Consider the following 23,953-nt stretch of genomic DNA (forward strand, 5'->3'; position numbering starts at 1 on the left):
TTGTTAACCACGGGCGGTTAACAAGTACTCACGGGTGCGTCAGCGCACTATGTTGACCATCTTGCCGGGGACGACGATCACCTTGCGGGGATCCTGGCCGTCGAGGAGCGCCACGATCTTGTCGTCGGCCAGCGCGATCTTCTCGATCTCCTCGCGCGGGGCGTCGGCGGCGACCGTCACGCGGCTCCGGACCTTGCCGTTGACCTGGATCGGGTACTCGACGGTGTCCTCCACCAGCCACTTCTCCTCCGCCACCGGGAAGGGTCCGTGCGCCAGGGACTTCTCGTGCCCGAGCCGCGACCACAACTCCTCCGCGAGGTGCGGGGCCAGCGGTGCCAGCATCAGCACCAGCGGCTCCACCACCGAGCGGGGCGCACCGCCGGGGTAGGCCTTGGTGAGGTGGTTGGTGTATTCGATCAGCTTGGCCGCGGCCGTGTTGTCGCGCAGGGCCGTGTAGTCCTCGCTCACACCGGCGATCGCCTTGTTCAGCGCGCGCAGCGTGTCCTCCGTCGGGGCGTCGTCGGTGACCCGCAGTGCACCGGACTCCTCGTCGACCACCACACGCCAGGCGCGCTGCAGGAAGCGCTGCGCACCGACGACGTCCTTGGTGGCCCACGGACGCGACGTGTCCAGCGGACCCATCGACATCTCGTACACGCGGAGCGTGTCGGCGCCGTACTCCTCGCAGATGTCGTCCGGCGACACGGAGTTCTTGAGGCTCTTGCCCATCTTCCCGTACTCGCGGTTGACCTCGGCGCCCTGGTAGAAGAACTTGCCGTCCTTCTCCTCCACCTCGTCGGCAGGCACGTACACGCCGCGCGCATCGGTGTACGCGTACGCCTGGATGTAGCCCTGGTTGTACAGGCGGCGGTACGGCTCGCTCGAGCTGACGTAGCCGAGGTCGAACAGCACCTTGTGCCAGAACCGCGAGTACAGCAGGTGCAGCACCGCGTGCTCGACGCCGCCGACGTACAGATCGACACCGCCGGGATCGTTGGGTCCGTGGATCTCCGGACGCGGACCCGTCCAGTACCGCTCGTTCTCCTTGTCGCAGAACACGTCCGGGTTGGTGGGGTCGATGTACCGCAGCTGGTACCACGAGCTGCCGGCCCACTGCGGCATCACATTGGTGTCGCGGCGGTACGTCTGCAGTCCGTCACCGAGATCGAGTTCGACGTCGACCCAGTCGACGGCCTTCGCCAGCGGGGGAGAGGGCTCCGAGGACGCGTCGTCGGGATCGAACGACACGGGTGCGTAGTCCTCGACCTCCGGGAGCTCCACGGGCAGAGAAGATTCCGGCAGAGCGTGGGCGTTGCCCTCGGCGTCGTACACGATCGGGAACGGCTCGCCCCAGTACCGCTGGCGTGCGAACAGCCAGTCGCGCAGCTTGTACTGGATGGTGCCCTTGCCGGTACCGTCCGCTTCCAGGCGCTCGGTGATCGCCTTCTTGGCGTCGGCGACGCTCATCCCGTTCAGGAAATCGGAGTTCACGATGGTGCCGTCGCCGGTGTACGCGTCCTTGGTGAGGTCGCCGCCGGAGATGACCTCGACGATGTCGAGGCCGAACTCGGTCGCGAACTCGTAGTCGCGGTGGTCGTGACCCGGGACGGCCATGATGGCGCCCGTGCCGTACCCGGTGAGGACGTAGTCGGCGATGAACACCGGCAGCTCGAGCCCGTTCACCGGGTTCACGGCGTAGGTGCCGAGGAAGACGCCCGTCTTCTCCTTGTATTCCTGCCGCTCGAGATCCGACTTGGCAGCGATCGACTTCCGGTACGCCGCAACCGCTTCGACGGGAGTCGCGGCACCACCGGTCCAGCGCGAATCCACACCCTCGGGCCATTCGCCCGCGACGATGTCGTCCACGAGTTCGTGCTCCGGCGCCAGCGTCACGTACGTCGCGCCGAACAGCGTGTCCGGACGCGTCGTGAACACCTCGATCTCATGACCGTCCGCCTGGAACTTCACCTGGGCACCGTGCGAGCGCCCGATCCAGTTGCGCTGCATGGTCTTGACCTTCTCGGGCCAGTCCAGGTACTCCAGGTCGTCCACCAGCCGGTCCGAGTACGCGGTGATGCGCATCATCCACTGCTGCAGGTGCTTACGGAACACGGGGAAGTTGCCGCGGTCGCTGCGACCGTCGGCGGTCACTTCTTCGTTCGCCAGCACCGTGCCCAGACCCGGGCACCAGTTGACCATCGAATCGGAGTGGTAGACGAGGCGGTAGGAGTCGAGGACGGCCTCCTTCTCGGACACGGACAGCGACGACCAGTCCCGTCCGTCCTCCAGCGACCGCTCACCCGACACGAACTCGGCCTCGAGCTCCGAGATACGACGGGCCTTGCCGGCAGCCTTGTCGAACCACGCGTCGTGGATCTGCAGGAAGATCCACTGCGTCCAGTGGTAGAAGTCGGTGTCGGTGGTCGCGAACGTGCGACGTTCGTCGTGGCCGAGCCCCAGGCGGCGCAGCTGCCGCTTCATGTTGCCGATGTTGGCCTCGGTGGTGGTCCGCGGGTGCGTGCCCGTCTGCACCGCGTACTGCTCGGCAGGCAGACCGAACGCGTCGTAGCCGAGGGTGTGCAGCACGTTGTGGCCCTGCATGCGGTGATAGCGGGCGAACACGTCGGTGGCGATGTAGCCGAGCGGGTGGCCCACGTGCAGACCCGTGCCCGACGGGTACGGGAACATGTCCTGCACGAACAACTTGTCCGCAGGAACGTCGCCGGCGAGGGGACCGACCGGGTTGGGCGCGTTGAACGTGCCCTCCTCGCTCCACCGGTCCTGCCAGCGCTGCTCGATCTGGCCGGCGAGCTCCGCGGTGTAGCGGTGTTGCGGGGTCGCGTCGGACGGGTTGGCGGGCTGCACGTGCTCGGTCACTGTGGTCGCTATCTACTTGGCTGACATTCTGAATTAGGGGGATACCGTCAACCAGGGTAGAGCCTCACCCCACCCGGGCTCACCTGCGCGTCCGGGTCCGCCGTATCCTGGTCTCGTGTTGATTGCCTCCGTCGTGCTGTTCGTGCTCGCCGTCGCTGTCTCCGGTGTCGCCGTTGCAGGCCTCGCCGAGCGCCTCCCGCGCAACCGGTGGGCGGGTGTCCGCACCCCCGAGACGATGCGCGACGATCAGACGTTTGCGCTGGCCAACAAGGTCGCAGGGCCCACCCTGCTCGCCGCTGCCGGGCTCCTCGTGATCGGCGGAATCGCCGGAATCCTGATCGGCGGAGTCTTCGGAATCGGTGCCGTCCTCGTCAGCGTCGTGGCTGCCGCTCTCACCGCGGCGACGGGCGGATCGCTCGGTGCCCGTGCCGCCGCGGCGGTGCCCGCTGCCGACACCGGCGGGTGCGGCAGTTCCTGCGGAGCGTGCTCGCTGAAGGGCGCCTGCCAGCCGTCCTGACCGGCTGCCGACGGCCCGTCCGGTGAAGTCCTCGCGCGTCGTCGACCCCGCAGGCGCAGTGTTCGGTCTCCTGCTTCCGGTCCTCGCCGCCCTGTTCGGGGTCGTCCTCACGAAGGTCTGGGAACCGCGACTGCCCGCGGAGATCGCAACCCACTGGACCACCACCTCGCCCGACGGCTTCGCCACCCCGATGTCCAGCGCCTGGACCTTTGCCCTGGTGACGGTCCTGTTCGGTGGCGGATGTGCTGCGATCGCCGCACTGGCCCAGGCGATGCTGATGATGCGCCGCACGATGCTCGTCGTCGGACTGTCCGTGGTCGGTCTGATCCTGACGGTGCAGGTGGTGCTGCTCTACGTCCAACTCGACGTCACCGACGCCTCGAACACCGAACTTCCGTTCTGGTCCCTTGGCCTCGGCGTCGTGATCGGCGCCGTCGTCGGCCTGCTCGGCGCCGCCCTGCTGCGCGACTACCGGCCCCGGGTGTCCGCCACCAGTCCTCCCGACCCCCGGTTGCCGCGCGCCGACGACCCGGCGACGGTCGCGGACACGGTCGGTTTCGGCACCGTCGGCTCGCTGGTGTTGCTCCTGCTCCTCGGTGTCGCGCCCGCTGTCGCGGTCTGCCTGCTCGTCGACGGGTGGTGGCCGCTCGCGGTGTTCGTTCCGGTCGGACTGCTGATCGTCAGCCTGCTCCGCTTCCGGGTGATCGTCGATCGGTCCGGCATCCGGGTGGTGAACATGGGCATGACTGCCCTGCAGTACGACGTCGACGAGATCGAGGGCGCCCGCGTCGACGTGATCAAGCCGTTCGACGACTTCGGCGGCTGGGGACTCAAGGTGAAGGGCCGGCGGAACTACGGCGTCGTGACGAGGACCGGTCCCGCCGTGATCGTCACGACGGCGTGCGGCGACCGGCTGACCGTCACCAGCGCACGGGCCGAGGACATGGCCGGGGCGCTCAACACGTTCGCCGACCGGCGGCTCCGCCACCCGTGAGTGGCCCGGGAGTGCAGAGACTCGCTAACCGCTCACGGGCGGGAGGCCTGGTGCACCGCATCGAGCACGCGGTCGAGGTAGCCCAGAGCGGCACGGACGGCGGCGTCCTCGTCGCGGGCGGCGATCGCGTCGACGACGGCGCGGTGGTCGTCGGTGGTCAGCGACGGAGGATGAACGCCCTCGGTGAAGTCGTACGTGGCGCGGGTGGGTTCGAGAATCCCGGCGAACAGGTCGGACAGCACCGGATTGTGCGCGGCCTCCACGACCCCGAGATGGAACGCGAGGTCGGCGTCCGCGAAGCGGGACGGCGCCTCCGTCGTTCGCTGCCGCTCGTCGAGTAACGCGGACAGGGACCGCAGGTCGTCGTCCGTGCGACGACCACACGCCAGCCGGACGGCTTCCGTCTCGAGCGCCCGCCGGACTTCGAAGACGTTGAGCATCTCCGCGACCGCGACCTGCCGTCCGAGCAGCCCGCCGATGTCGGTGCGGGCCCGCACGAACGTCCCGGACCCCCGCCGGATCTCGAGGATGCCCGTCGACGTCAGGGTCTTGATGGCCTCGCGCACGGTGTTGCGCCCGACCCCGAGCAACGTCATCAGCTCCGGCTCCGTCGGGATCCGCTCGCCCACCGTCCAGTCGCCCTGGGCGATCCGGCCGCGCATCCAGTCCAGGGACTGCTGATACGCGGACTCCCGCCGAACCACTGTCATGTACTCATCCTCACACCTCGTCGGCTCGCGGCTCACGACCGGCCCGCCTAAACTACGTAGGACGTCCCATGTATTCGGACAGCCCGAGGAGGCGACCCCACACGTCCACGTCAACCGCTCACGCCGACACCGTCCCGACCGTCACCACCCGCACCACCAGCCGCCACTTCCACGGCCTGAACTATCTCCTCGTCGTGCTGCTCCTCGGCGCCAACATCCCCACGGCGCTGTACTCGCTGTACCGCCACGAGTTCGGGTTCACGCCGCTGGTCCAGACGCTGATCTTCGCCGTCTACGTCGCCGGACTGCTCCCCTCGCTGCTGTTCTTCGGCCCGCTCTCCGACGCACTGGGACGCCGTTTCGTGCTGCTGGCCGCCATCTCCTTCAGCCTGCTGGGCGCCGTGGTCCTCGCGTTCGCCGACTCGACCATCTGGCTGTTCTTCGGCCGAATCGCCCAGGGCATCGCCGTCGGTGCGTGTTCGGCCGCCGGGTCCGCCGCCCTCATCGAGCACGAACCCGCCCGGAACCTGCGCCGCGCGGGCCTCGCCGCCACCCTCACCACCGCGCTCGGCGCGTCGCTGGGCCCGCTGTTCGGCGGGGCCGTCGCGCAGTACCTGCCGCACGCCCTGGTCCTGCCGTACGTGCTGTTCGCGCTGGCGCTCCTGCCCGCGCTGATCATGGTGCTGCTGCTCCCCGCGCCCACCGGCGGGCAGTCGCGACCCACCCAGCTGTTCCAGGTCCCGCACGTCCCCGCACCCATCCGTCAGGTGTTCTGGCTGTCCTCCCTCGGTGTCGCACTGGCGTGGGGCGCCGTCGGCCTGTTCCAGTCGGTGGTCCCGACGTGGATCATCGGCCTGCTCGGCGTGAGCAACCTCGTGGTCGCCGGCGGTGCCGCCGCACTCGTCATGATCTGCTCGGTGACAGCGCAGCTCGTGGCCAACCGGCTCGGAACCGTGCTCTGCCGAACCCTGGGCATCGGCGCCGTCGGCGCAGGCATGATCGGGTTGCTCGTCGTCGACTTCGTCCCGTCCCTCGTCCTGCTGTGCGTCGTGACCGTCGTCGTCGGTGTGGGACACGGACTTTCGTTCGCCGGTGCGATGCGGGCGGTGGGCGCCGCCGCCGCGGAGCACGCCCCCGACGCCCAGGGCGGGACGCTCGCCGCGTTCTTCACCGTCGGCTATATCGGTCTCGCGGTGCCGTCCATCTGCGCGGGCATCGCCATCACCGTCCAGGGCATGCACGTGGCCATCATCGAACTCGCGATCATCGGCGCCGTCCTGTGCGGCGTCCTCGCGGTGCTCAGCGTCCGCACGACGGGTCGTGACCACGCCGATCTACCCTCGACGCAGTGAAATTTCTCGACCGGTTCTACCTCGACGGGTTCATCCTCGGCATCGTCGCCGTGGCGATCCTGGGGAGCATCTTCCCGGTGTCGGGGACCGGTCAGACGGTGCTCGCCTGGTTCCGTCGACGGTCCAGTCGTCGATAGCGTTCACGTCCATCGCCACGGGCAACGTGGCCGGGGCGATCGTGAGCGCGTCGTTCTCCAATCTCATCGATGTCTTCGTGACACCGGCGCTGGTGATCTCCATCAGATCCAGCTGATCGTCTGCGCCGCACTCGCGCAGAAGTATTCGAGGCGCAGCCGCGAGGAGTCGGCCAGTACTGTGGCATGAGGACGTGAAATGCCGATGCCCGAGCCACTTCGTCACTGCGAGTTCCGCTTCTACGAGGAGCTGAACGACTTTCTGCCGCCGGTACGGCGGAAGCACACCTTCGAGCACGAGTTCGACGGCACACCGTCGGTGAAGGACCGGATCGAGGCGCTGGGCGTACCGCACACCGAGGTGGACCTGATCCTCGTCGACGAGGTGTCGGTCGATTTCGGGCACCTGCTGCGCGGCGGCGAACGCGTCGCGGTGTACCCGATGTTCGAGCGACTCGATCTGACCGGGGTAACGAAACTGCGTCCCCAACCGTTGCGGGACCCGACGTTCGTGCTCGACGTGCATCTCGGCCGTCTCGCCCGCTACCTTCGCCTGCTCGGCTTCGACACCCGCTACCGCAACGACTTCGCCGACCCGGAACTGGTGGACATCTCCCTGTCCGAGCATCGCATCGTCCTGACCCGGGACACGGGCCTACTCAAGCGGTCGGCGCTCACCCACGGCGCGTTCCTGCACGAAACGGACCCCCGTCGGCAATTGCGGGAAGTGCTGGACCGCTTCGACCTTCGGTCGCGGATCTCGCCGTTCACGCGGTGCGCGCGATGCAACGGGCTTCTCGCGCCGGTTCCCCGTGCCGAGGGGCTCGCCGAGGCACCACCGGGCGTCGCGGGCAACGAACACCAGTTCAGTCGGTGCCGGGACTGTGCGCAGCTGTACTGGCCGGGCAGCCATCTTCCGAAACTGCGCCGACGCCTGTCGGAGGTCGGGGTGACGCTCGAGGTGGATTCTCAGGATGCGTGACGCAGCTGCTCGGCGAACTCCGCCGAGCACACGCAGTCGCCGAATTCGTCGCAGTCGATGATCAGTGCGTGCCGGACCTCGGACAACTCGACGCACGACTCGTCCGTGCACTCTGCTCCGTAGAGCGCGTGCACGATCAATGTTCCGTGACAGGTGTCGATCACGTGTGCTGTCCTCCTCACTTCTCGTTCCCCACCTCTGTTGATACCACCCGTCCCCGACAGTGCAGGGACGTGCGCGGGGTGTGTCTAGTTGCGCTCGACGTCGATCGGGTGAGTGGCGAGCAGGGCGAGGGGGAGTGGCTGCCGACGCAGCACCTGGGCCCACACGTCGACCCGGGCGGGAGCGACCACGTCCGACGCGAGCGCCGAGATGACGATCCAGTCGTCGCGCTGGAGTTCCGAGTCGAGCTGGCCGTACGTCCAGCCCGAGTAGCCGGCGAAGATGCGGACACCCTCCACCAGCGGGGCGATGACCTCGGGGTCGGAGTCGAGATCCACCATCACCACGCGGCCGTGGACCCGGCGCAGACCCTCGACCCCGTCGGCCTGCGCGCCGGTGCGCAGCGTCGCCAGGCACAGTGCGGCGTCACGTTTGACGGGACCGCCGACGTACAGCGCGGACGGGCGCGCGGCGAGCGGTGCCCACTGTGGCAGCACGTCGTGCACCGCGGTTTCGCTGGGACGGTTGATGACCACGCCGAGGCTGCCGGCGTCGTTGTGCTCGATCACATAGATCACGGTGCGACGGAATGCGGGTTCGACGAGATCTGTGGACGAGACCAACAGGCTGCCGGGCCGGACCACCGGTTCCGTCGACGCCGTTCGATCTTCGGGTTCTTCTGCGTGCGCCACCTGAACATCATCCCACCGCGGCGGACGCGATGTGACGGAGGACGCGACCTGCGTCCGGTTCGCCGCTTTACGCCGCCGGCAGCCCCGCCGTCTCGGCCAGGACCGCGAGGTGGTGCTCGAACAGTGCGCCCGGTGTGGTGAACGTGTCGGCGCCGTACTGCCCGAACACCTCGAAGTTCACCGCCCCGAACAGCGCCGACCAGACCAGGACGCCGCGGGCGAGCAGATGGTCGGGTGTGGTGAGTCCGAGTTCGGCGCGGATGCGGTCGAGGTCTGCGGCGAGTGCGTCGTCGATGGGCGCCGCCGAGTCCGCCTCGAGCTTGCCCTTCTGGAACGCGTTGTCGAAGATCCCGACGAGGGCGTAGATGACCCGCGTCCCCGGAGTCGTGGTCTGCTCCCCGGGCGCGTGGTAGCCGGGAACCGGGCTGCCGAACAGCAATCCGTAGCGGGCGGGCTCGCGGAGTGCCCACTCGCGCACCGCGCGGCCGAGCGCCAGGAACTGTTCCCGCGGTTCGGCTGCGGACGCCACGGCCGCTTCCGCGGCGTCGCCGAGTTCGTTGTATCCGTCGACGACGAGCAAGGTCAGCAGCTCGTCGCGGCTCTTGACGTACCGGTAGACGGCGGACGACACCACGCCGAGGTCCCGCGCGACGGCCCTCAGCGACAGGGCGGCGGCACCGACCGCGGCCAGGTGTTCGCGTCCGATCCTCGTGATGTCCTGCAACGTCTGCTCGCGGGCGCGCTCTCGTGGTGTTCCTGGCATGGGACCCAGCGTGACGATTCCAGAGAGCGGTGTCAACAAACGAGAGCACTGCTCTTGACAATGACGACAGGGGAGAGCATGCTCGAATCAGACAGAGAGCAGTGCTCTCGAATTACCGAAATCGACTCACACAGCAGGAGCGGACATGTCGAACATCGAGATCGTCACCGGAGCAGGACCCGTCGGCTGGACAGTCGCTGAGCAGCTCGCCGAACAGGGACGACAGGTGCGGGTCCTCACGCGATCGGGCAGCGGCCCGGACCATCCCCTGATCGAGCGGCGGAAGGTCGACGTCTCCGACGCCGACGCACTGCGTGAGGCATTCGACGGAGCGGTCGCCGTCTATCACTGCATCCACGCCGCCTACAGCGCCGACGCGTGGGAGCGCGAACTCCCCGCCGCCGAGCGCGTCGTCCTCGAGGCCGCCGGACACGTCGGCGCCGTCGTCGTGTTCCCAGAGCCTCTACTCCTACGACACGTCGCAGCAGCCGATGACCGAGCACACGCCGCGGTCGGCCGACTCGGGCAAGCGCGGCATCCGGACCCGCTTGCTGAAGGCCCGCGCCGAGTCCCCCACCCCCACCGTGAGCGTCGTCGCGTCCGACTTCTTCGGACCGCAGGTGCGCAACGCGCACGCCGGCGAACGCATGGTGCCCGTCGTCCTCGCGGGCAAGACGATGCGCGTCCTCGGTTCCGCCGACCTACCCCACTCGTTCACGTACGTTCCCGACTTCGCGGCCGCGATGATCGCCGCCGCCCACGACCCCACGCTGTGGAACTCGGTGCTGCACGCACCGACAGCGCCGGCCGTCACCCAGCGGCAGATGGTCGAGGCCTACGCGAAGGCCGCCGGGGTCCCCGCCCCGAAGGTGGGCACACTGCCCGGCTGGGTGATCCGCGGCGGCGGGCTCGTGCACCAGGGGAGCCGCGAACTGGCGGAGATGCTGTACCAGTTCGAGGAGCCGTTCGTGATGGACTCGTCCGAGAGCGAGGCCCGGCTCGGACTGGCCCCGACGCCGCTGGACCGCGCCGCCGAGGAGACCGTCCGGTGGTGGCAGGACAGGTCGGTCGCGGCCGCCGGATAGGGTCCTGTGAATGGCGAAACAGCTCGGCGACCGGCGCGAGGCGTGGCGCAGAACGGCGTACACCCTCCGGCGGTCGCCCGGGCTGGCCCGCCTCGCGACGGTGCGATTCGCCAGTCAGCTGGGCGACGGCATGTTCCAGACGGCACTCGGCGGCGCGATTCTGTTCAACCCGGAGCGCGCAACGGATCCCGTCACGATCGCCGCCGGTTTCGCGGTACTGCTGCTCCCGTACTCGGTGATCGGACCGTACGCGGGCGCGCTCCTCGACCGCTGGGACCGCCGCGCCGTGCTGCTGTGGGCGAATGTTCTGCGCGGACTGCTGATACTGGTGACGGCCGTCTTGCTGGAGACCGGGACCGGTGAGTCCGCGCTCCTCCTCCTCGCCCTCGCCGCCATCGGCGTGAGCCGGTTCGTTCTCGCGGGAGTCTCGGCGGCGCTGCCGCGAGTGGTGCACCGGTCCTGGCTCGTGGCCACCAATTCGGTGCTCGCCACCGCCGGCTCCGTCGTCGCCGCACTCGGAGCCGCGACGGCGGTCGCGATCATCTCCCTCGTCGGCGCCGGCGACCGCGGCTCGGGAATCGCCGTCGCGACCGCCGCCTGCGGTTCCGCGGTGGCCGCGTTCGCGGCATCGCGCTTTCACCATCGACTGCTGGGTCCGCACGCCGACGAGAAACCTGCATACGGGGCGGTCCGCGCCGTCGCCGCCGGACTGCGTAACGGGGCGGTCGCCGTGTGGCAGTCCCCGGGCGTCACGACCGCGATGATCGGAATAGGTACGCACCGGATCGTTTTCGGGGTCAACACGTTGATCATGGTTCTGGTGCTCCGCGACACCGCCACCGTCAGCGCCCTGCCGGGCGGCCTGGCCGGGTTCGGCGTCGCCGTCGGCGCCACCGCCGGGGGCATGCTGCTTGCGGCGATCTCGACACCGTTCCTTATTCCGCGCGTCGGACGGTCCCGCACCATCGTCGGCGGTCTGATCCTCGCCCTCGTCGTGCAGTGCACGCTCGTCGCGACGCTCACGCAGGCGTCGCTGCTGTGCGGCGCGCTCCTCCTCGGATTCGCCGGGCAGTCCATCAAACTCACCGGAGACGCGGCGATGCAGATCGAGATCGAGGACGACCGCCGGGGGCAGGTGTTCGCGCTGCAGGACACGGTGTTCAACGTGGCCTTCATCGCGTCGATCGCCGCGGCCTCCCTCGTGATCGCCCCCGACGGCCGGTCACTCGGATTGGTGCTTGCGGGCGGCGCGGTCTACGGACTCGGACTGCTCGGCGTCCTGTTCAACTCCCGACGCGAATCCGTCTGAGAGCGGACCTGTCTGAGAACCGGGCTACTTCGACCCCGGCATGGGCACGTTCTGCAGTCGGACCTGACCGCGAGCCACCTCCTTGCCGGTGTCGGTCGCGGTGATCACCACCGACCACAACTGCTGGACCCGGCCCTGCTGGATGGGCACCGCGACCACGTCGACCCGCCCCTCGGTGCGGGCCCGCAGGAAGTCGGTGCCGTTGTGCACGCCCACCGCGAACTCACCACGGTCGGCGACGGCGGTACTCGCGCCGATGCTCGCGGCCGATTCGACCGCCGTCGTGTAGACGCCGCCGTGCACCACGCCCCACGGTGTGTGATGGTCGGCGGACAGATCGATGTGGCCGACGACCTTCGTTCCCGACACCTCGTCGAGTTCCAGGCCGGCAGCGGCCACGAAGGCGCTCGCCGCCTCCCGCGTCAGATCGGTCATGGTGGGTTCTCCTCGAACACTCGGTCAGTTTGAAATCCCAACCCACCTTGCCCGGCTTCGGCCCTGACGTCAATGGCTTCAGCAGTGCCGATCACCGGATCAGGGCGCCACGTATGCACCGCCGCGATCACCGGTGGCTCGGCCATCGTCATCTCGACATTCCACGTCCCGTTGCCGGACGGGTCGGTGAAGTAGCGGGCCTCGCCGTCGGCGTCGTAGTCGAGCACCGACCGATCGGCCACGCCGTCTCCGTCCGAATCCCACATCGCGTCGTCGAGGAGGCCGTCGCCGTCGAAATCCAAGCGCACGGCATCGACACCTCCGGACGGCCCCAGGTCGAGATCGGCGGGTGACGTCCACGCCGTCGGGGCCTCGGCGCCGGTTCCGAACGAATACTCGAGAGAATCCATATGAAGGTAAGACGCAGCGGAATCGGATCCGGTTCCATCTGCGCCCGATCAAATTCTCCACTGCGACAGTGAGACCGCACTGTGACCGGACGTGCCGGGCTCGTGCGCGGAGGATGCCGTCGCCCGGTGTTATCTTCAACCCGAACGTGCAGGTCGGTCCACCAATCACTCCGACCACCGATCTGGAGGGGTCCCGTGGTCGAGAAGTCATGGTCTGTGGCCGGAGTGCCGCTGTGCGTCGCCGCCGTCGTGGCCGCGACGATCGGCTTCACCGCCGCCCCCGCCGCGGCCGAGACCCTTCCGTGGCTGCCGGTGAACGCCTGCGGCGAGACCGGGTTCAACCCGGCCAAGGAACCTCCGAGTCCGGGCGGCGGCCCACTGCTTCCGCCCATTCCCCCGAGCGTGAGCATCCCGATCCCGTACCCCGACTTCGTGCCGGTGCCGGTCCCCGGGCCGACCGCCGATCAGACGCGGGTCGCCCAGGACCTTCCCGCCGACCCGTGCGCGGACCCGTGCCCCGACCTCACCGATCCGGTCGACGAACCGGACGCGGAGCCCGGGTCCTCGGGTTCTGCAGGCTCTTCCGGATCCGCGGGGTCCTCGGGTTCGTCCGGCTCCAGTGCGCTGACCATCCCGAAGATCTCGATCGATCCGCGTCCCGAAACCATTCCCATCCCCGTTCCCGGCGGCCCCGGCCTCGAACCGCAGCCGGCGCCTCCAGTCGAGATCAACCCGGCCGAACGGGGTTCCCTCACCGCACCCGTGGCGAAGCCGGAGGTCGGCGACGTCCGGCTGGTGTCGCAGCTGACGGGCCGCGGTTCGGAGAACCGCACGGACAAGCGCTGGCAGGTCGACGGCACCGACCTCGGCATCACCTGGGAGACGAAGCCCGGTGAGGTCGCGGTCGCGTTCGGCGACACGTTCGGCAAGGACTGGGCTCCGCCCGGCGCGTTCGGCGAGGACTGGCGGAGCAACGTTCTCGGCCACAGCACCGACACCGACCTGTCCGACGGCATGACCATCGACAGCATGGTCCAGGACAGCCGGTGCCATGCCGCCGAGATCATCGACAGCAGGCACATCAACAACTTCGAGACCACCACCATCCCCACGTCGGGGTTCGCGATCGGCGACCGTCAGTACCTCAGCTACATGTCGGTGAAGCGCTGGAGCATGGTCCCCGGCATGTGGTACACGAACTACGGCGGCATCGCCTACTCCGACGACAACGGGCAGACCTGGACCAAGGACCAGCACGCCAAGTGGGACAACATCTTCGGCGCCCGATTCCAGGTGTCCGCGATGGTGCCGCAGGGCGACTACGTGTACATGTTCGGCACCCCCAACGGGCGGATCGGCACCATCGGCCTGGCCCGGGTGCCGGTCGATCAGGTCTTGAACACCACGTCGTACCAGTACTGGTCGGACGGCACGTGGACCCCGGTGTCCCAGCACCTCGCGACCCCCGTCGTCGGCGGGGTGGCCAGCGAACTGTCCGTCCGCTACGACGCGACCGCGGACACGTGGCTGATGAGCTACCTCGAGCCCGTCGGCGGCTCGATCATCCTGCGGCAGTCGTCGAGCCCGCAGGGTGCGTGGTCGGACGGCGCGACGCTCGTCGACACGGCCGACTACCCGATGGCGTACGGCGGCTTCATGCATCCGTGGTCGACGGACAGGGATCTGTATTTCACGATCTCGGAGTGGGACAGCTACAACGTCTACCTGATGCACGCGTCCCTGCACCCGTGAGTACTTGTCAACCGCCCGCGGTTAACAAGTACGCACGGCATGGAGGGCGACCTCGGTGGCCTTGACGACGAAGAACACGTCCAGCCCCGGAACCAGATCGAGTTCCGCGACGGACGCCGCCGTCACGTCGGCGCTGAGTTCGAACCGGCCGCCGGCTTCGGCGGCGCGCACCCGGACCGTCGGCCCGCGAACCTCGATTTCCGAGATGGACACCCGGAAGACGTTGCGCGGACTGCCTTCCGGAGAGCGGCGGTGGACGGCCACCGAATGGGGAGCGAACACCGCGACCGCCGGCGCGCCCGGCACGAAATCGGCATCGGGCAGACCGTGCAGCCGAACACCGGTCTCGGTCTCGAAGCCGTCCTGCGCCCCGAACACGGGAACGAGGTTGAGCCCGGCGATCCGCGCGGCGAACGCACTGCGGGGACGCGTCAGCACGTCTCGCACCGAACCGAATTCGACGACCTGACCGCCCTCGACGACGATCACGCGGTCGGCCAGCGCCAGCGCGTCCAGGATGTCGTGGGTGACCACGACCGCGGTCCGGTTCCCTTCCCGCAGCACCCGCCTCAGCAGCACGCGCAGGGCGGGCGCTGCGGCCACGTCGAGGGCCGCCATGGGTTCGTCGAGCAGGAGGGCCTGGGGCTCCGCCGCGAGAGCCCGGGCCACCGCGACCCGCTGCGCCTGCCCCCCGGACAGCTCGTGCGGGCGTCGGTCGGCGAACTGCGTCGCATCCACTGCGTCCAGCCATTTCTCGGCGATCGCCCGCGCCTCACGACGTCCCCGGCCGGCACTGCGCGGGGCGAACGCCACATTGGCGGCCACCGTCAGATGCGGGAACAACAGCGCCTGCTGCGCGAGCAACGCGATACCGCGCCGGTGCGGCGGCACTGCCACACCCCGGGTGGTGTCGGTGAGCACCCGACCGTTCAGTTCGACCCGCCCGGCATCCGGCCGCACCAGGCCCGCGACCACCGAGAGTGCCGTCGATTTGCCGGCACCGTTCGGCCCGAGCACCGCCAGCACCTCGCCCTCGCCGAGGTCGAACCCCACGTCGACGCCACGCGCATCCACCCGCGCCTCGACGCTCAGGCCGGTCATACTGCGGCCCTCGACGCCCAGCCCCGCGAACCCACCACGATGAGCACCGCGACCACGACCAGCACCAGCGACAACGCCACCGCTGCATCGGCGTCGGTTTCGCGCTGCAGGTAGATCTCGAGCGGCAGAGTTCGCGTGACGCCCTGCAGACTGCCCGCGAACGTCAGCGTGGCCCCGAACTCGCCGAGCGCCCGCGCGAACGACAACACCGCCCCGGACACCAGGCCGGGCAGCACCAGCGGAAGCGTCACCCGCCGGAAGACGGTGGTGGGGCTCGCGCCGAGCGTCGCGGCGGCGTGCTCGTACCGGCTGCCTGCGGTCCGGAGCGACCCTTCGAGGCTCACCACCAGGAAGGGCAGCGCGACGAACGTCTGCGCGAGCACCACGGCCGTGGTGGTGAACGCGATGTGGATACCCGCGACCTCGAGGTGCTGCCCGATCAGGCCCTTCCGGCCGAACGTGTAGAGGAGGGCGATACCCCCGACCACCGGTGGAAGCACCAGCGGCAGGAGCACCAGCGACCGCAGCACGTGCAGTCCACGAAAACTGCTGCGCGACAGCACAGCCGCCATCGGGACGCCCAGCAGGACGCACAGCACGGTACTGAGGGCGGCGGTGCGCAGGCTCAGTTCCAGTGCGGCGAGCGAGGATTCCGATGTGACCAGCTGAAAGAACCGCGACCAGTCGACGCTCGCCAGCATCGCGAACAGCGGCAGGACGACGAACAGTCCACCCAGTGCCGCCGGGACGAAGATCCAGCCCGGAAGTCCGGACGGGACTCTGACGCGCGCCGCCCGGATCACGGCTGGGCGAATCCTGCCTTCGCCAGCACTGCCTGACCGTCGGGTCCCGTGACGAGGTCGACGAAGCCCTGCGCCGCGTCCGGTGCCTTCGACGCGGACAGCGTCGCAATCGGATAGGTGTTCACTGCCTGCGCGGACTCGGGGAAGGCCACGGCTGTCACCTTGTCGCCCGCGCTCGCCGCGTCCGTGACGTACACGAGTCCGGCGTCGGCCTGTCCGGCCGTCACCTTGTTCAGCACGTCGGTGACCGACGACTCCTCGCTGACCGGGGTGAGGTCGACGCCCGACGCGGTCTCGACCTTCTGCGTCGCGGAACCACACGGAACCTGCGGGGCGCACGTGACCACCAGCGTCCCCTCGCGGTTCAGATCCGCGAAGGAGGTGATGCCCTTGGGGTTTCCGGGTGCCGTCACGATGGTCAGCGTGTTGGTGGCGAAGTCGACGGGACTGCCCTCGACGAGCCCGGCGTCGACCACCTTCGTCATGTTGTTGGTGTCGGCGGACGCGAACACGTCGGCCGAGGCGCCCTGGTCGAGTTGTGCGGCGAGGTCGGAGGATCCCGCGAAGCTGAACTCCACGTGGGATCCCGGGTTCGCGGTCTCGTACATCTGGCCGAGTTCCGTGAACGTGCCCTTCAACGACGCCGCGGCGAACACCGTGATGTCGGCACCCGACGCGGCCGCCGACGTCGACTCGGCCGAACCCGGGGCACTGCTGTCCTCGTTCGACCCGCAGCCGGTGAGAAGACCGAGACCGAGTGCGGCCGCAGCAGCCCCCGTCGTGGCCCTGCGCCAGGACATCTTCATGAAACTCCTCCAGGTGTTTCGACGATCACCGTGGTCGACTTGACGACGGCTACCGCGACCTTGCCGGGCTCGAGCCCGAGGTCGCGGACGGCTTCACTGCTCATCAGGGAGACGACGCGGAAAGGGCCGCACTGCATCTCGACCTGGGCCATCACCTTGTCCATCACCACCGAGGTCACGATGCCGGTGAATCGGTTGCGCGCCGAGGACTCCGATCCGAGCAGATCGGGCGACTTCGACGCGTTGGCGCGCGCGAACTCGGCGAGCGCGGGGCCGTCGACGACCTTGCGTCCCGACTCGTCCTTCTCCGCCGCGAGACTGCCGTTGTCGATCCACCGCCGGACGGTGTCGTCGCTGACGCCGAGCAGTTCTGCGGCCTGTCGTATCCGGATACCCGTCATCCGAGAATTGTCCGCGCATGCGTCATGACCGACATTCTATGTCGGCAAATACGGACCGATCAAGTGCAGTCTTCCGCAGATGCGGATCAGTACACGTCCCGCACGTAGCGCTTGTCGGTCGCGAGCTGCTTCATGTACAGCTCGGTGTCCTCCTCGTCCAGGCGCCCGTGGGTGCGGACGACCTCACGGACCGTCTCGTCCACGTCCTTCGCCATGCGGCTGGCGTCGCCACAGACGTACAGGGACGCGCCCTCCTGCATCCAGCCCCACAGCTTGGCGCCGTGCTCGCGAATGCGGTCCTGCACATAGATCTTCTGCCGCTGATCCCGGGAGAACGCCGCATCGAGGTGAGTGAGAAATCCGTCGCGGTGCATAGCTTCCATCTCCTCGCGGTAGTAGAAGTCGGTAGCCTCGTGCTGCTCACCGAAGAACATCCAGTTCTTGCCTGTGTGGCCCAATTCCCGGCGTTCGTGCAGGAATCCGCGGAACGGAGCGATACCGGTACCGGGACCGACCATGATCATCGGCGCATCGGCGGCCTGCGGGGGCCGGAAGTGCGCCGACTTCTGCACGAAGATCGGCACGTCGGCCTCGTCGCAGTGATCGGCGAGGAACGTCGAGCAGACCCCGGAGCGGTTCTTGCCCTCGTGGTTGTAGCGCACCGCGGAGACGGTCAGCTGCACCTCACCCGGGTCCACCTTGGGACTCGACGAGATCGAGTACAACCGCGGCTGGAGGCGCTTGAGGACACTCAGCCACTCGTCGGCGTCGGCGTCCACCCCGTACTCCGCCAGCACGTCCATCGACTGCCGCCCCCACAACCACTGCTGGAGCGCGATCTTGTTCTGCGGGCGCAGCAGCCGCGCCAGCTCGGTGTCCTGGGTGCGGCTCTGCACGAACCGCAGCAGCTCGGGAGTCACCTTGGTGATCTCGAGTTTCGTGCGCAGCGCCTCGCGCAGCGTCATCTCCGGCAGGTCCGGCAACGTGACGGGGGTGTCCGGGATCGATCGGGTGACCTTCAGCCACTCGTCGACGACGGCGTCGCTGTTGGTCGGCCAGACACCGAGAGCGTCGCCCGCCTCGTAGGAGAACTCCGCGTCGCTCACCTCGAAACCGAACTGCCGCACGTCCTTCGACGATCCCGCCGCGCTGAGCGGAATGTTCTTCGTCAACCGCGTGATCAACGGCGACTTCCGTGTGAACGTCGCCGCCTTCTTCGCCGCGGGCCTGGCCGGCGCGGGTGCGGCCGCCGCCACGGCGGCACCGTCGGCGGCCGCGCGCTCCCGGACCAGATTCTGGACCTGCGTCAGCCACTGACGTGCCTGCTCCTCGTAGTCCGGTTCGCAATCGACACGCTCGGTGAGGCGCTTCGCCTCCAGCTGCTCCAGCCGGGCGTCGATCCGCTTGCCGTGCCCGCAGAAGTCGTCGTAGTTGGAATCGCCGAAAGCCAGTACCGCGTATCGGGTCTGCGACAGCTTCGGGGCCTCGTCGCTGCTGAGCGCCGACCAGAAACTGCTGCCGTTGTCGGGGGCGTCGCCGTCCCCGAACGTGCTGGTGATGATCAGGAGGTCGCGGACGTCGGCGAGGCCCGCGACGTCGTAGTCGTCCATGCTCATCAGGCGGGTGCCGTGCCCGGCCGCCTCGAGTTGTTCGGCGCATTCGGCGGCGAACTCCTCGGCGTTGCCGGTCTGCGACGCCCACACCACCACCACCGGGTGCTGGACCGATTCAGTGTTCGCGGAGTTCGCGTCCGGAACCACGGCACTCTGCGGAACGTCGGACCGGGAGAACAGCCCCGCCATCAGACCGTCCAGCCACACCCGTTTGGACCCGGAGATCGGCGCGCTCCGCGGTAGGACCGGAACGCCCTGGATCTCGGTGGACTGCAGTCCCGACAGCAGGCCGGCGAGGTACATGCGTTCGTGTTCGTCGAAGGTGGGCGAAGCCGAATCGTCCAGGCCCAGGATGCGACTCATCTCGGCGGCGGGCGAACTATGCGCGAGGGTGAGCGCTCCGCCGGTCTCCGGAACCTCCTGCGCCGACACCGGGGCCACCCGGGTCAGGGAGACGGCGCACGCCTTGAACTCCGGCTGGAAGGATGTGGGATCGACGGCGTCGTTGGTGACGGCGTTGATGCTGAGGTACTCACCGAACGAGTCGTTCCAGTGGAACGGGGCGAAACACCCTCCGGCGAGGACGCGGTCGCTGACGACGGCGGGAAGCACCGCGCGGCCGCGCCGGGACGCCACCTCCACCTTGTCGCCGTCGGCGATCGAAAGTTTCTGCGCATCAGCCGGATTGATCTCGACGAACGGGCCGGAGTTCAGCTTGTTGAGCTTGGCCACCTTGCCGGTCTTCGTCATCGTGTGCCACTGGTGCTGCAGGCGACCGGTGTTGAGGACGAAGGGATAGTCGTCGTCGGGCATCTCCGCGGGCAACATGTGCGGGCGAGGGAAGAACGCGGCCTTGCCGCTGGCAGTGGCGAACGCGAGCCGGGGGAGTGAACCGTCGGGAGCCGACAGCAGGTTCTGGCTCACACCGTCGTTGAGGTAGCGGAGGGGATTGCGATCGGTGCGGTTGCCGGGCGGGCTCGGCCACTGCACCGGCGTCTCCCGCAGCCGGTCGTAGGAAATGCCGCGAAGGTCGTAGCCGGTCTTGGGATTCCAGGTGCGCTTGATCTCCTCGAACACGTCCTCCGAGGAGTCGTAGGTGAACGCGTCCGCATACCCCATCTCGCAGGCGACGCGGGCGATGATCTGCCAGTCGGGCAGCGCCTGGCCGACCGGATCGACGGCCTGCTGCAACAGGGTGAGGTTGCGCTCGGAGTTGATCATCACCGAATCCGACTCCGCCCACAGCGCGCCCGGCAGCAGGATGTCGGCGTAACCGTTGGTCTCGGTATCGAGGAAGACGTCCTGCGTGATCACCAGCTCGGCGGCCTCGAGGCCCTCGATCACGGTCCGCCGGTTCGCCACGGTGGCAACGGGATTGGTGCAGATGATCCAGCAGGCCTTGATGTCACCCGCGACCATCCGCTCGAACATGTCGACGGTTCCGGTGCCGACCTCCGTGCGGATGCTGCCCTCCGGCAGTTCCCACAGATCCTCGATGAATGCCCGGTCGTCGGCGGCGAGTACCGACCGCTGCCCCGGCAGGCCGGGACCCATGTACCCCATCTCGCGGCCACCCATCGCATTGGGCTGGCCGGTGAGGGAGAACGGGCCGCTGCCCGGACGGCAGATCGCACCGGTGGCCAGGTGCAGGTTGCAGATCGCGTTGGTGTTCCAGGTGCCGTGGGTGCTCTGGTTGAGGCCCATCGTCCAGCAGCTCATCCAGTTCCCGGCCTCACCGATCCACTGGGCGGCCTGACGGATGTCGGATTCGGGGATGCCGGTGATGTCCGCGACCTTCTCGGGGGTGTACTCCTCGAGGAATTCCGGCATCACCTCCCAGCCCTCGGTGAACTCGGCGATGAACTCGGGGTCGGTGTGCCCGTTCTGCACGAGGAGGTGCAGCAGGCCGTTGAGCAGCGCGAGGTCGGTGCCGGGCGTGATCTGCATGAACAGGTTCGACTTGTCGGCGGTCGCGTTGCGACGCGGGTCGACCACGATCAGCTTGGCGCCGGCCTTGACGCGGTCCATCATCCGGAGGAACAGGATCGGGTGACAGTCCGCCATGTTGGCGCCGATCACGAAGAACACGTCGGCCTTGTCGAAGTCCTGATACGAGCCGGGCGGGCCGTCCGCGCCCAGCGACTGCTTGTAGCCGGTGCCCGCACTGGCCATGCACAGCCGCGAGTTCGACTCGATCTGGTTGGTGCCGACAAAGCCCTTCGCGAGCTTGGTGATGAGGTATTGCGCCTCGATGGACATCTGACCGGAGACGTAGAAGGACAGGGCGTCCGGTCCGTGCTCGTCGAGTTGTTCCTTCAGCCGGCGCGCGGTCTCGCTGATGGCGGCGCCGACGTCGATCGAGGTGGGTGCCTCCCCCCGCTCGTCGCGGACGTACCCGGATTCCATCCGGCCACCGGCCACCAGCATCTCGGCGCTCGTCGCACCCTTGGTGCACAGCCGCCCGAAGTTGGTGGGATGGTCCTTGTCGCCGGACGCCTTGAGCACGCGGCGCGCACCGGTCTCGGGATCGACCCCGACCTCGAGCACCATGCCGCAGCCGACACCGCAGTACGAGCAGGCGGTCTTCACTGTGGAAGTCCCGGCTTTCTGCTGCTGCATCGACTAGCTCCTCACCTGCACGGTCGCAGCCTGTCCACCCGGCTCACGACCTGTATCAATGCTGCCGTGAACCGTGTTTCGTCGGGATTAACCCCCGTGAGCGTTCGGTGACGTCTCTCGCACCCGGCCCCGGGCACGGTGGTGATGTCGGCAGGCAGAAACGACCAGATCATGTGACCGTCGTCACTTCAGGTGAGTGGCCGCCCGAAAGCGGAGTAAGGAGACGACGACGTCGACCCGCGCGGATCGACGATCGGTCAGCCCTGCTGCGTGGCCCACCACGACAGTAGTTCGGCCTCGGCGTCGTCACGGCTGAGGGGACCGCGATCGAGCCGGAGCTCCTTGAGGTACTTCCACGCCCTCCCGACGTCGGGGCCCGCGGGAATGCCGAGCAGCTCCATGATCGCGTTGCCGTCGAGGTCGGGGCGCACCCGTGCGAGGTCTTCCTGCTCGGCGAGCCGAGCGATCCGCTCCTCGATGTCGTCGTACGTCGCCTGCAGGGCGGCCGCCCGCCGCTTGTTGCGGGTGGTGCAATCGGCGCGGACCAGCTTGTGCAGCCGCGGCAGCAGGGGCCCGGCATCCGTCACGTACCGGCGCACGGCGGAATCGGTCCACTGACCCTTGCCGTAGCCGTGGAACCGCAGGTGGAGGAACACCAGCTGCGAGACGTCGTCGACCATCTGCTTCGAATACTTCAGAGCCCGCATCCGCTTGCGGACCATCTTCGCGCCGACCACCTCGTGGTGGTGGAAGCTCACGCCGCCGCCCGGCTCGTTGCGCTTCGTGTCCGGTTTACCGATGTCGTGCAGCAGCGCCGCCCACCGCAGCACCAGGTCGGGGTCGCCGTCCTCGAGGTCGACCGCCTGCTTCAGCACGGTCAGCGAGTGCCAATACACGTCCTTGTGCTGGTGGTGCTCGTCGATCTCGAGCTTCATCTGCGGCACCTCGGGCAGGACGAAGTCGGCGAGACCCGTCTCGCACATCACGTTCATGCCGTCGATGGGGAACTCGCCGAGAATCAGCTTGTCGAGTTCGGCCCGCACACGTTCGGCCGTGATCCGCTCGATCTGCGGTGCCATGTCGACAATGGCTTGATGCACACGCTCGTGCAGGGTGAATCCCAGCTGGGACACGAACCGCGCGGCCCGCAACATGCGCAGCGGATCGTCGTTGAAGGAGTTCTCCGGCGCCGACGGCGTGTCCAGCACCCCGGCCAGCAGCGCGTCCATGCCGCTCAGCGGGTCGACGAAGTCCTGCGAGCCGTCCGCACCGATGCGCACGGCCATCGCGTTGACCGTGAAATCGCGCCGCACCAGGTCGTCCTCGAGCTTCGTCCCGAACTGGACGACGGGATTGCGCGACACCCGGTCGTAGGCGTCGGCCCGATACGTCGTGATCTCGATCTGCTGGCCCGCCTTGGCGGCACTGATCGTCCCGAACTCGATGCCCGTGTCCCACTGGTTGTCGGCCCAGCCGGACAGCAGTTTCTGCACCTGCTCCGGGTGGGCGTCGGTGGTGAAGTCGAGGTCGGTGCCGAGGCGGCCCAGGATCGCGTCCCGGACACTGCCCCCCACCAGGTACAACTCGTGACCGGCGGCAGCGAACCTCTCACCGAGCGGCGTCAGGACTTCGGACAGCTCGCGCAGCGTCACGGCGGCGCCGACAAGCAGTCGCGTACGGCGCTCGTCGTCGAGAGAAGGGGCAGTCACGTCCAGGAAGCTTACCGAGGTGCGCAAATAGCGGGATACGCATACACGCTGTCACCTCCCCGTTCGGTTCACCACAGGTGTGTCACGAAGCGTCTCGGTTCGGGTGCGGCGTTCCGGTGGAGACGGCAAAGCCAACTACTATCGATGGGGTGTCTGCTGCCGAACGTGCGAACAGGAGTCGCCGCAACTCGCGGCGGCGCGGCGCCGTCGGCAAACCCGCGAAACCCCACATGAGGACGGTTCGCGAAACCTCGGCGGGCGGACTGGTCGTCAACGGTCTCGGCGGACCGCGGGAGAATCTGTGCGCCGCGCTGATCGGACGCACCGACCGCCGCGGGCGGCTGCTGTGGTCGCTGCCCAAGGGACACATCGAGCAGGGTGAGACCGCCGAACAGACCGCGATGCGTGAGGTCGAGGAAGAGACCGGCATCCAGGGCACCGTCCTCGCGTCGCTCGGCAGCATCGACTACTGGTTCGTCACCGAAGGCCGGCGGGTCCACAAGACCGTCCACCACTATCTGCTGAGATTCCTCGGTGGGGAACTGTCGGACGAAGACGTGGAAGTCACCGAGGTAGCGTGGGTGCCGCTCGCCGAGCTGGGATCACGCCTGGCCTACGCAGACGAACGGAAACTCGCAGAAATCGCCGGTGACTTGATCTCCAAGATGACTACCACCCCGACCGCGCCCGACCTGAAGCTCCAGAAGGGGCCAGACGCCGGATGAGG

Annotated in this window: 19 protein-coding genes and 3 pseudogenes; 9 read left to right on the plus strand and 13 right to left on the minus strand. The window is 68.2% G+C overall.

Going from position 1 to position 23,953, the window contains the following annotated elements; genetic code table 11:
• Window positions 1-39: 39 nt before the first annotated feature.
• Window positions 40-2,877 carry a leucine--tRNA ligase gene (gene leuS / locus DTA22_RS17685; RefSeq protein WP_112300282.1) on the minus strand — a complete coding sequence of 946 codons (2,838 nt, stop codon included), beginning with the start codon at window positions 2,875-2,877 and terminating at the stop codon, window positions 40-42.
• A 115-nt stretch (window positions 2,878-2,992) separates the two neighbouring features.
• Between leuS and DTA22_RS17690 the strand changes: the two genes are divergently transcribed.
• Window positions 2,993-3,394, plus strand: coding sequence for an SdpI family protein (locus DTA22_RS17690; RefSeq protein ID WP_005249154.1), 402 nt, complete (start codon window positions 2,993-2,995; stop codon window positions 3,392-3,394).
• 22 nt (window positions 3,395-3,416) lie between these two features.
• Window positions 3,417-4,388 (plus strand): DUF1648 domain-containing protein, encoded by a 972-nt coding sequence (locus tag DTA22_RS17695; protein WP_112300283.1) that lies wholly within the window; start codon window positions 3,417-3,419, stop codon window positions 4,386-4,388.
• Window positions 4,389-4,420: 32 nt separating this feature from the next.
• Here DTA22_RS17695 and DTA22_RS17700 read toward each other — a convergent pair whose 3' ends face one another.
• Complete coding sequence (locus DTA22_RS17700; protein ID WP_112300284.1) at window positions 4,421-5,098, minus strand: FadR/GntR family transcriptional regulator; 678 nt, start codon at window positions 5,096-5,098, stop codon at window positions 4,421-4,423.
• A 68-nt stretch (window positions 5,099-5,166) separates the two neighbouring features.
• Here DTA22_RS17700 and DTA22_RS17705 point away from each other — a divergent pair, with 68 nt between their 5' ends.
• The 3 genes and pseudogenes from DTA22_RS17705 to DTA22_RS17715 all read left to right on the plus strand — a co-directional run bounded on the left by DTA22_RS17705 (window position 5,167) and on the right by DTA22_RS17715 (window position 7,566).
• Entirely contained in the window at window positions 5,167-6,450 is a 1,284-nt protein-coding gene (locus DTA22_RS17705; protein WP_037234823.1) for an MFS transporter, read from the plus strand.
• Window positions 6,447-6,700: pseudogene (locus DTA22_RS17710) on the plus strand (bile acid:sodium symporter); the annotation flags it as partial. The gene DTA22_RS17705 and the pseudogene DTA22_RS17710, both read left to right, overlap by 4 nt.
• Before the next feature lie 83 nt (window positions 6,701-6,783).
• The gene (locus tag DTA22_RS17715; protein WP_112300285.1) at window positions 6,784-7,566 is read left to right on the plus strand and encodes a Mut7-C RNAse domain-containing protein; all 783 of its coding nucleotides are present in this window, start codon (window positions 6,784-6,786) and stop codon (window positions 7,564-7,566) included.
• Here DTA22_RS17715 and DTA22_RS17720 read toward each other — a convergent pair.
• From DTA22_RS17720 to DTA22_RS17730, 3 genes are all read right to left on the minus strand, one after another.
• Window positions 7,554-7,730 (minus strand): hypothetical protein, encoded by a 177-nt coding sequence (locus DTA22_RS17720; RefSeq protein ID WP_174233816.1) that lies wholly within the window; start codon window positions 7,728-7,730, stop codon window positions 7,554-7,556. The two genes, DTA22_RS17715 and DTA22_RS17720, sit on opposite strands and share 13 nt — an antisense overlap.
• Before the next feature lie 84 nt (window positions 7,731-7,814).
• Window positions 7,815-8,420 (minus strand): YqgE/AlgH family protein, encoded by a 606-nt coding sequence (locus tag DTA22_RS17725; protein WP_037234829.1) that lies wholly within the window; start codon window positions 8,418-8,420, stop codon window positions 7,815-7,817.
• 67 nt (window positions 8,421-8,487) lie between these two features.
• A complete protein-coding gene (locus tag DTA22_RS17730; RefSeq protein ID WP_112300287.1) occupies window positions 8,488-9,183 on the minus strand; it encodes a TetR/AcrR family transcriptional regulator in 696 nt (231 codons plus the stop codon).
• 145 nt (window positions 9,184-9,328) lie between these two features.
• Here DTA22_RS17730 and DTA22_RS17735 point away from each other — a divergent pair.
• Window positions 9,329-10,268: pseudogene (locus tag DTA22_RS17735) on the plus strand (NAD-dependent epimerase/dehydratase family protein).
• 10 nt (window positions 10,269-10,278) lie between these two features.
• Window positions 10,279-11,577: an MFS transporter gene (locus DTA22_RS17740; protein WP_037234836.1), complete on the plus strand. Its 1,299-nt coding sequence runs from the start codon at window positions 10,279-10,281 to the stop codon at window positions 11,575-11,577.
• Between the two features lie 24 nt (window positions 11,578-11,601).
• Here DTA22_RS17740 and DTA22_RS17745 read toward each other — a convergent pair whose 3' ends face one another.
• Window positions 11,602-12,012, minus strand: a complete 411-nt coding sequence (locus DTA22_RS17745; RefSeq protein WP_009476716.1) for a PaaI family thioesterase — start codon at window positions 12,010-12,012, stop codon at window positions 11,602-11,604.
• 161 nt (window positions 12,013-12,173) lie between these two features.
• Window positions 12,174-12,422 (minus strand): annotated as a pseudogene (locus tag DTA22_RS36800) (hypothetical protein); the annotation flags it as partial.
• Between the two features lie 216 nt (window positions 12,423-12,638).
• On the opposite strand from DTA22_RS36800, the gene DTA22_RS17755 reads away from it, so the two are divergent.
• Window positions 12,639-14,174, plus strand: a complete 1,536-nt coding sequence (locus tag DTA22_RS17755) for a DUF4185 domain-containing protein (RefSeq protein ID WP_112300401.1) — start codon at window positions 12,639-12,641, stop codon at window positions 14,172-14,174.
• Window positions 14,175-14,195: 21 nt separating this feature from the next.
• Here the strand turns inward: DTA22_RS17755 and DTA22_RS17760 are convergent, their stop codons facing one another.
• From DTA22_RS17760 to DTA22_RS17785, 6 genes are all read right to left on the minus strand, one after another.
• Window positions 14,196-15,275: a sulfate/molybdate ABC transporter ATP-binding protein gene (locus tag DTA22_RS17760; RefSeq protein ID WP_037234845.1), complete on the minus strand. Its 1,080-nt coding sequence runs from the start codon at window positions 15,273-15,275 to the stop codon at window positions 14,196-14,198.
• Window positions 15,272-16,078 (minus strand): ABC transporter permease, encoded by an 807-nt coding sequence (locus tag DTA22_RS17765; RefSeq protein ID WP_016884725.1) that lies wholly within the window; start codon window positions 16,076-16,078, stop codon window positions 15,272-15,274. Before DTA22_RS17765 ends, DTA22_RS17760 begins: the two co-directional genes overlap by 4 nt.
• On the minus strand, window positions 16,075-16,884 hold the full coding sequence (modA, locus tag DTA22_RS17770; RefSeq protein ID WP_112300289.1) for a molybdate ABC transporter substrate-binding protein: 810 nt from the start codon (window positions 16,882-16,884) through the stop codon (window positions 16,075-16,077). The genes DTA22_RS17765 and modA overlap by 4 nt, the downstream gene beginning before the upstream one ends.
• Window positions 16,881-17,285: a TOBE domain-containing protein gene (locus tag DTA22_RS17775; RefSeq protein WP_037234851.1), complete on the minus strand. Its 405-nt coding sequence runs from the start codon at window positions 17,283-17,285 to the stop codon at window positions 16,881-16,883. Before DTA22_RS17775 ends, modA begins: the two co-directional genes overlap by 4 nt.
• An 86-nt stretch (window positions 17,286-17,371) precedes the next feature.
• The gene (locus tag DTA22_RS17780; RefSeq protein ID WP_112300290.1) at window positions 17,372-21,517 is read right to left on the minus strand and encodes a bifunctional nitrate reductase/sulfite reductase flavoprotein subunit alpha; all 4,146 of its coding nucleotides are present in this window, start codon (window positions 21,515-21,517) and stop codon (window positions 17,372-17,374) included.
• Window positions 21,518-21,774: 257 nt separating this feature from the next.
• Entirely contained in the window at window positions 21,775-23,226 is a 1,452-nt protein-coding gene (locus DTA22_RS17785) for a CCA tRNA nucleotidyltransferase (protein WP_112300291.1), read from the minus strand.
• A gap of 149 nt (window positions 23,227-23,375) precedes the next feature.
• On the opposite strand from DTA22_RS17785, the gene DTA22_RS17790 reads away from it, so the two are divergent.
• Complete coding sequence (locus DTA22_RS17790) at window positions 23,376-23,951, plus strand: NUDIX hydrolase (protein ID WP_037206815.1); 576 nt, start codon at window positions 23,376-23,378, stop codon at window positions 23,949-23,951.
• The last annotated feature ends 2 nt before the right edge of the window (window positions 23,952-23,953 follow it).

Source organism: Rhodococcus wratislaviensis (assembly GCF_900455735.1).
In the GTDB taxonomy this organism is placed as follows: Bacteria; Actinomycetota; Actinomycetes; order Mycobacteriales; family Mycobacteriaceae; genus Rhodococcus_F; species Rhodococcus_F wratislaviensis.

Bases quoted from the DNA above. Each gene is read 5' to 3' on its own strand.
- DTA22_RS17730 (WP_112300287.1), bottom strand. From the start codon at position 9,183: ATGCCAGGAACACCACGAGAGCGCGCCCGCGAGCAGACGTTGCAGGAC.
- DTA22_RS17780 (WP_112300290.1), bottom strand. From the start codon at position 21,517: ATGCAGCAGCAGAAAGCCGGGACTTCCACAGTGAAGACCGCCTGCTCG.
- DTA22_RS17740 (WP_037234836.1), top strand. From the start codon at position 10,279: ATGGCGAAACAGCTCGGCGACCGGCGCGAGGCGTGGCGCAGAACGGCG.
- DTA22_RS17745 (WP_009476716.1), bottom strand. From the start codon at position 12,012: ATGACCGATCTGACGCGGGAGGCGGCGAGCGCCTTCGTGGCCGCTGCC.
- modA (WP_112300289.1), bottom strand. From the start codon at position 16,884: ATGAAGATGTCCTGGCGCAGGGCCACGACGGGGGCTGCTGCGGCCGCA.
- DTA22_RS17715 (WP_112300285.1), top strand. From the start codon at position 6,784: ATGCCGATGCCCGAGCCACTTCGTCACTGCGAGTTCCGCTTCTACGAG.
- DTA22_RS17700 (WP_112300284.1), bottom strand. From the start codon at position 5,098: ATGACAGTGGTTCGGCGGGAGTCCGCGTATCAGCAGTCCCTGGACTGG.
- DTA22_RS17705 (WP_037234823.1), top strand. From the start codon at position 5,167: ATGTATTCGGACAGCCCGAGGAGGCGACCCCACACGTCCACGTCAACC.
- DTA22_RS17775 (WP_037234851.1), bottom strand. From the start codon at position 17,285: ATGACGGGTATCCGGATACGACAGGCCGCAGAACTGCTCGGCGTCAGC.
- DTA22_RS17760 (WP_037234845.1), bottom strand. From the start codon at position 15,275: ATGACCGGCCTGAGCGTCGAGGCGCGGGTGGATGCGCGTGGCGTCGAC.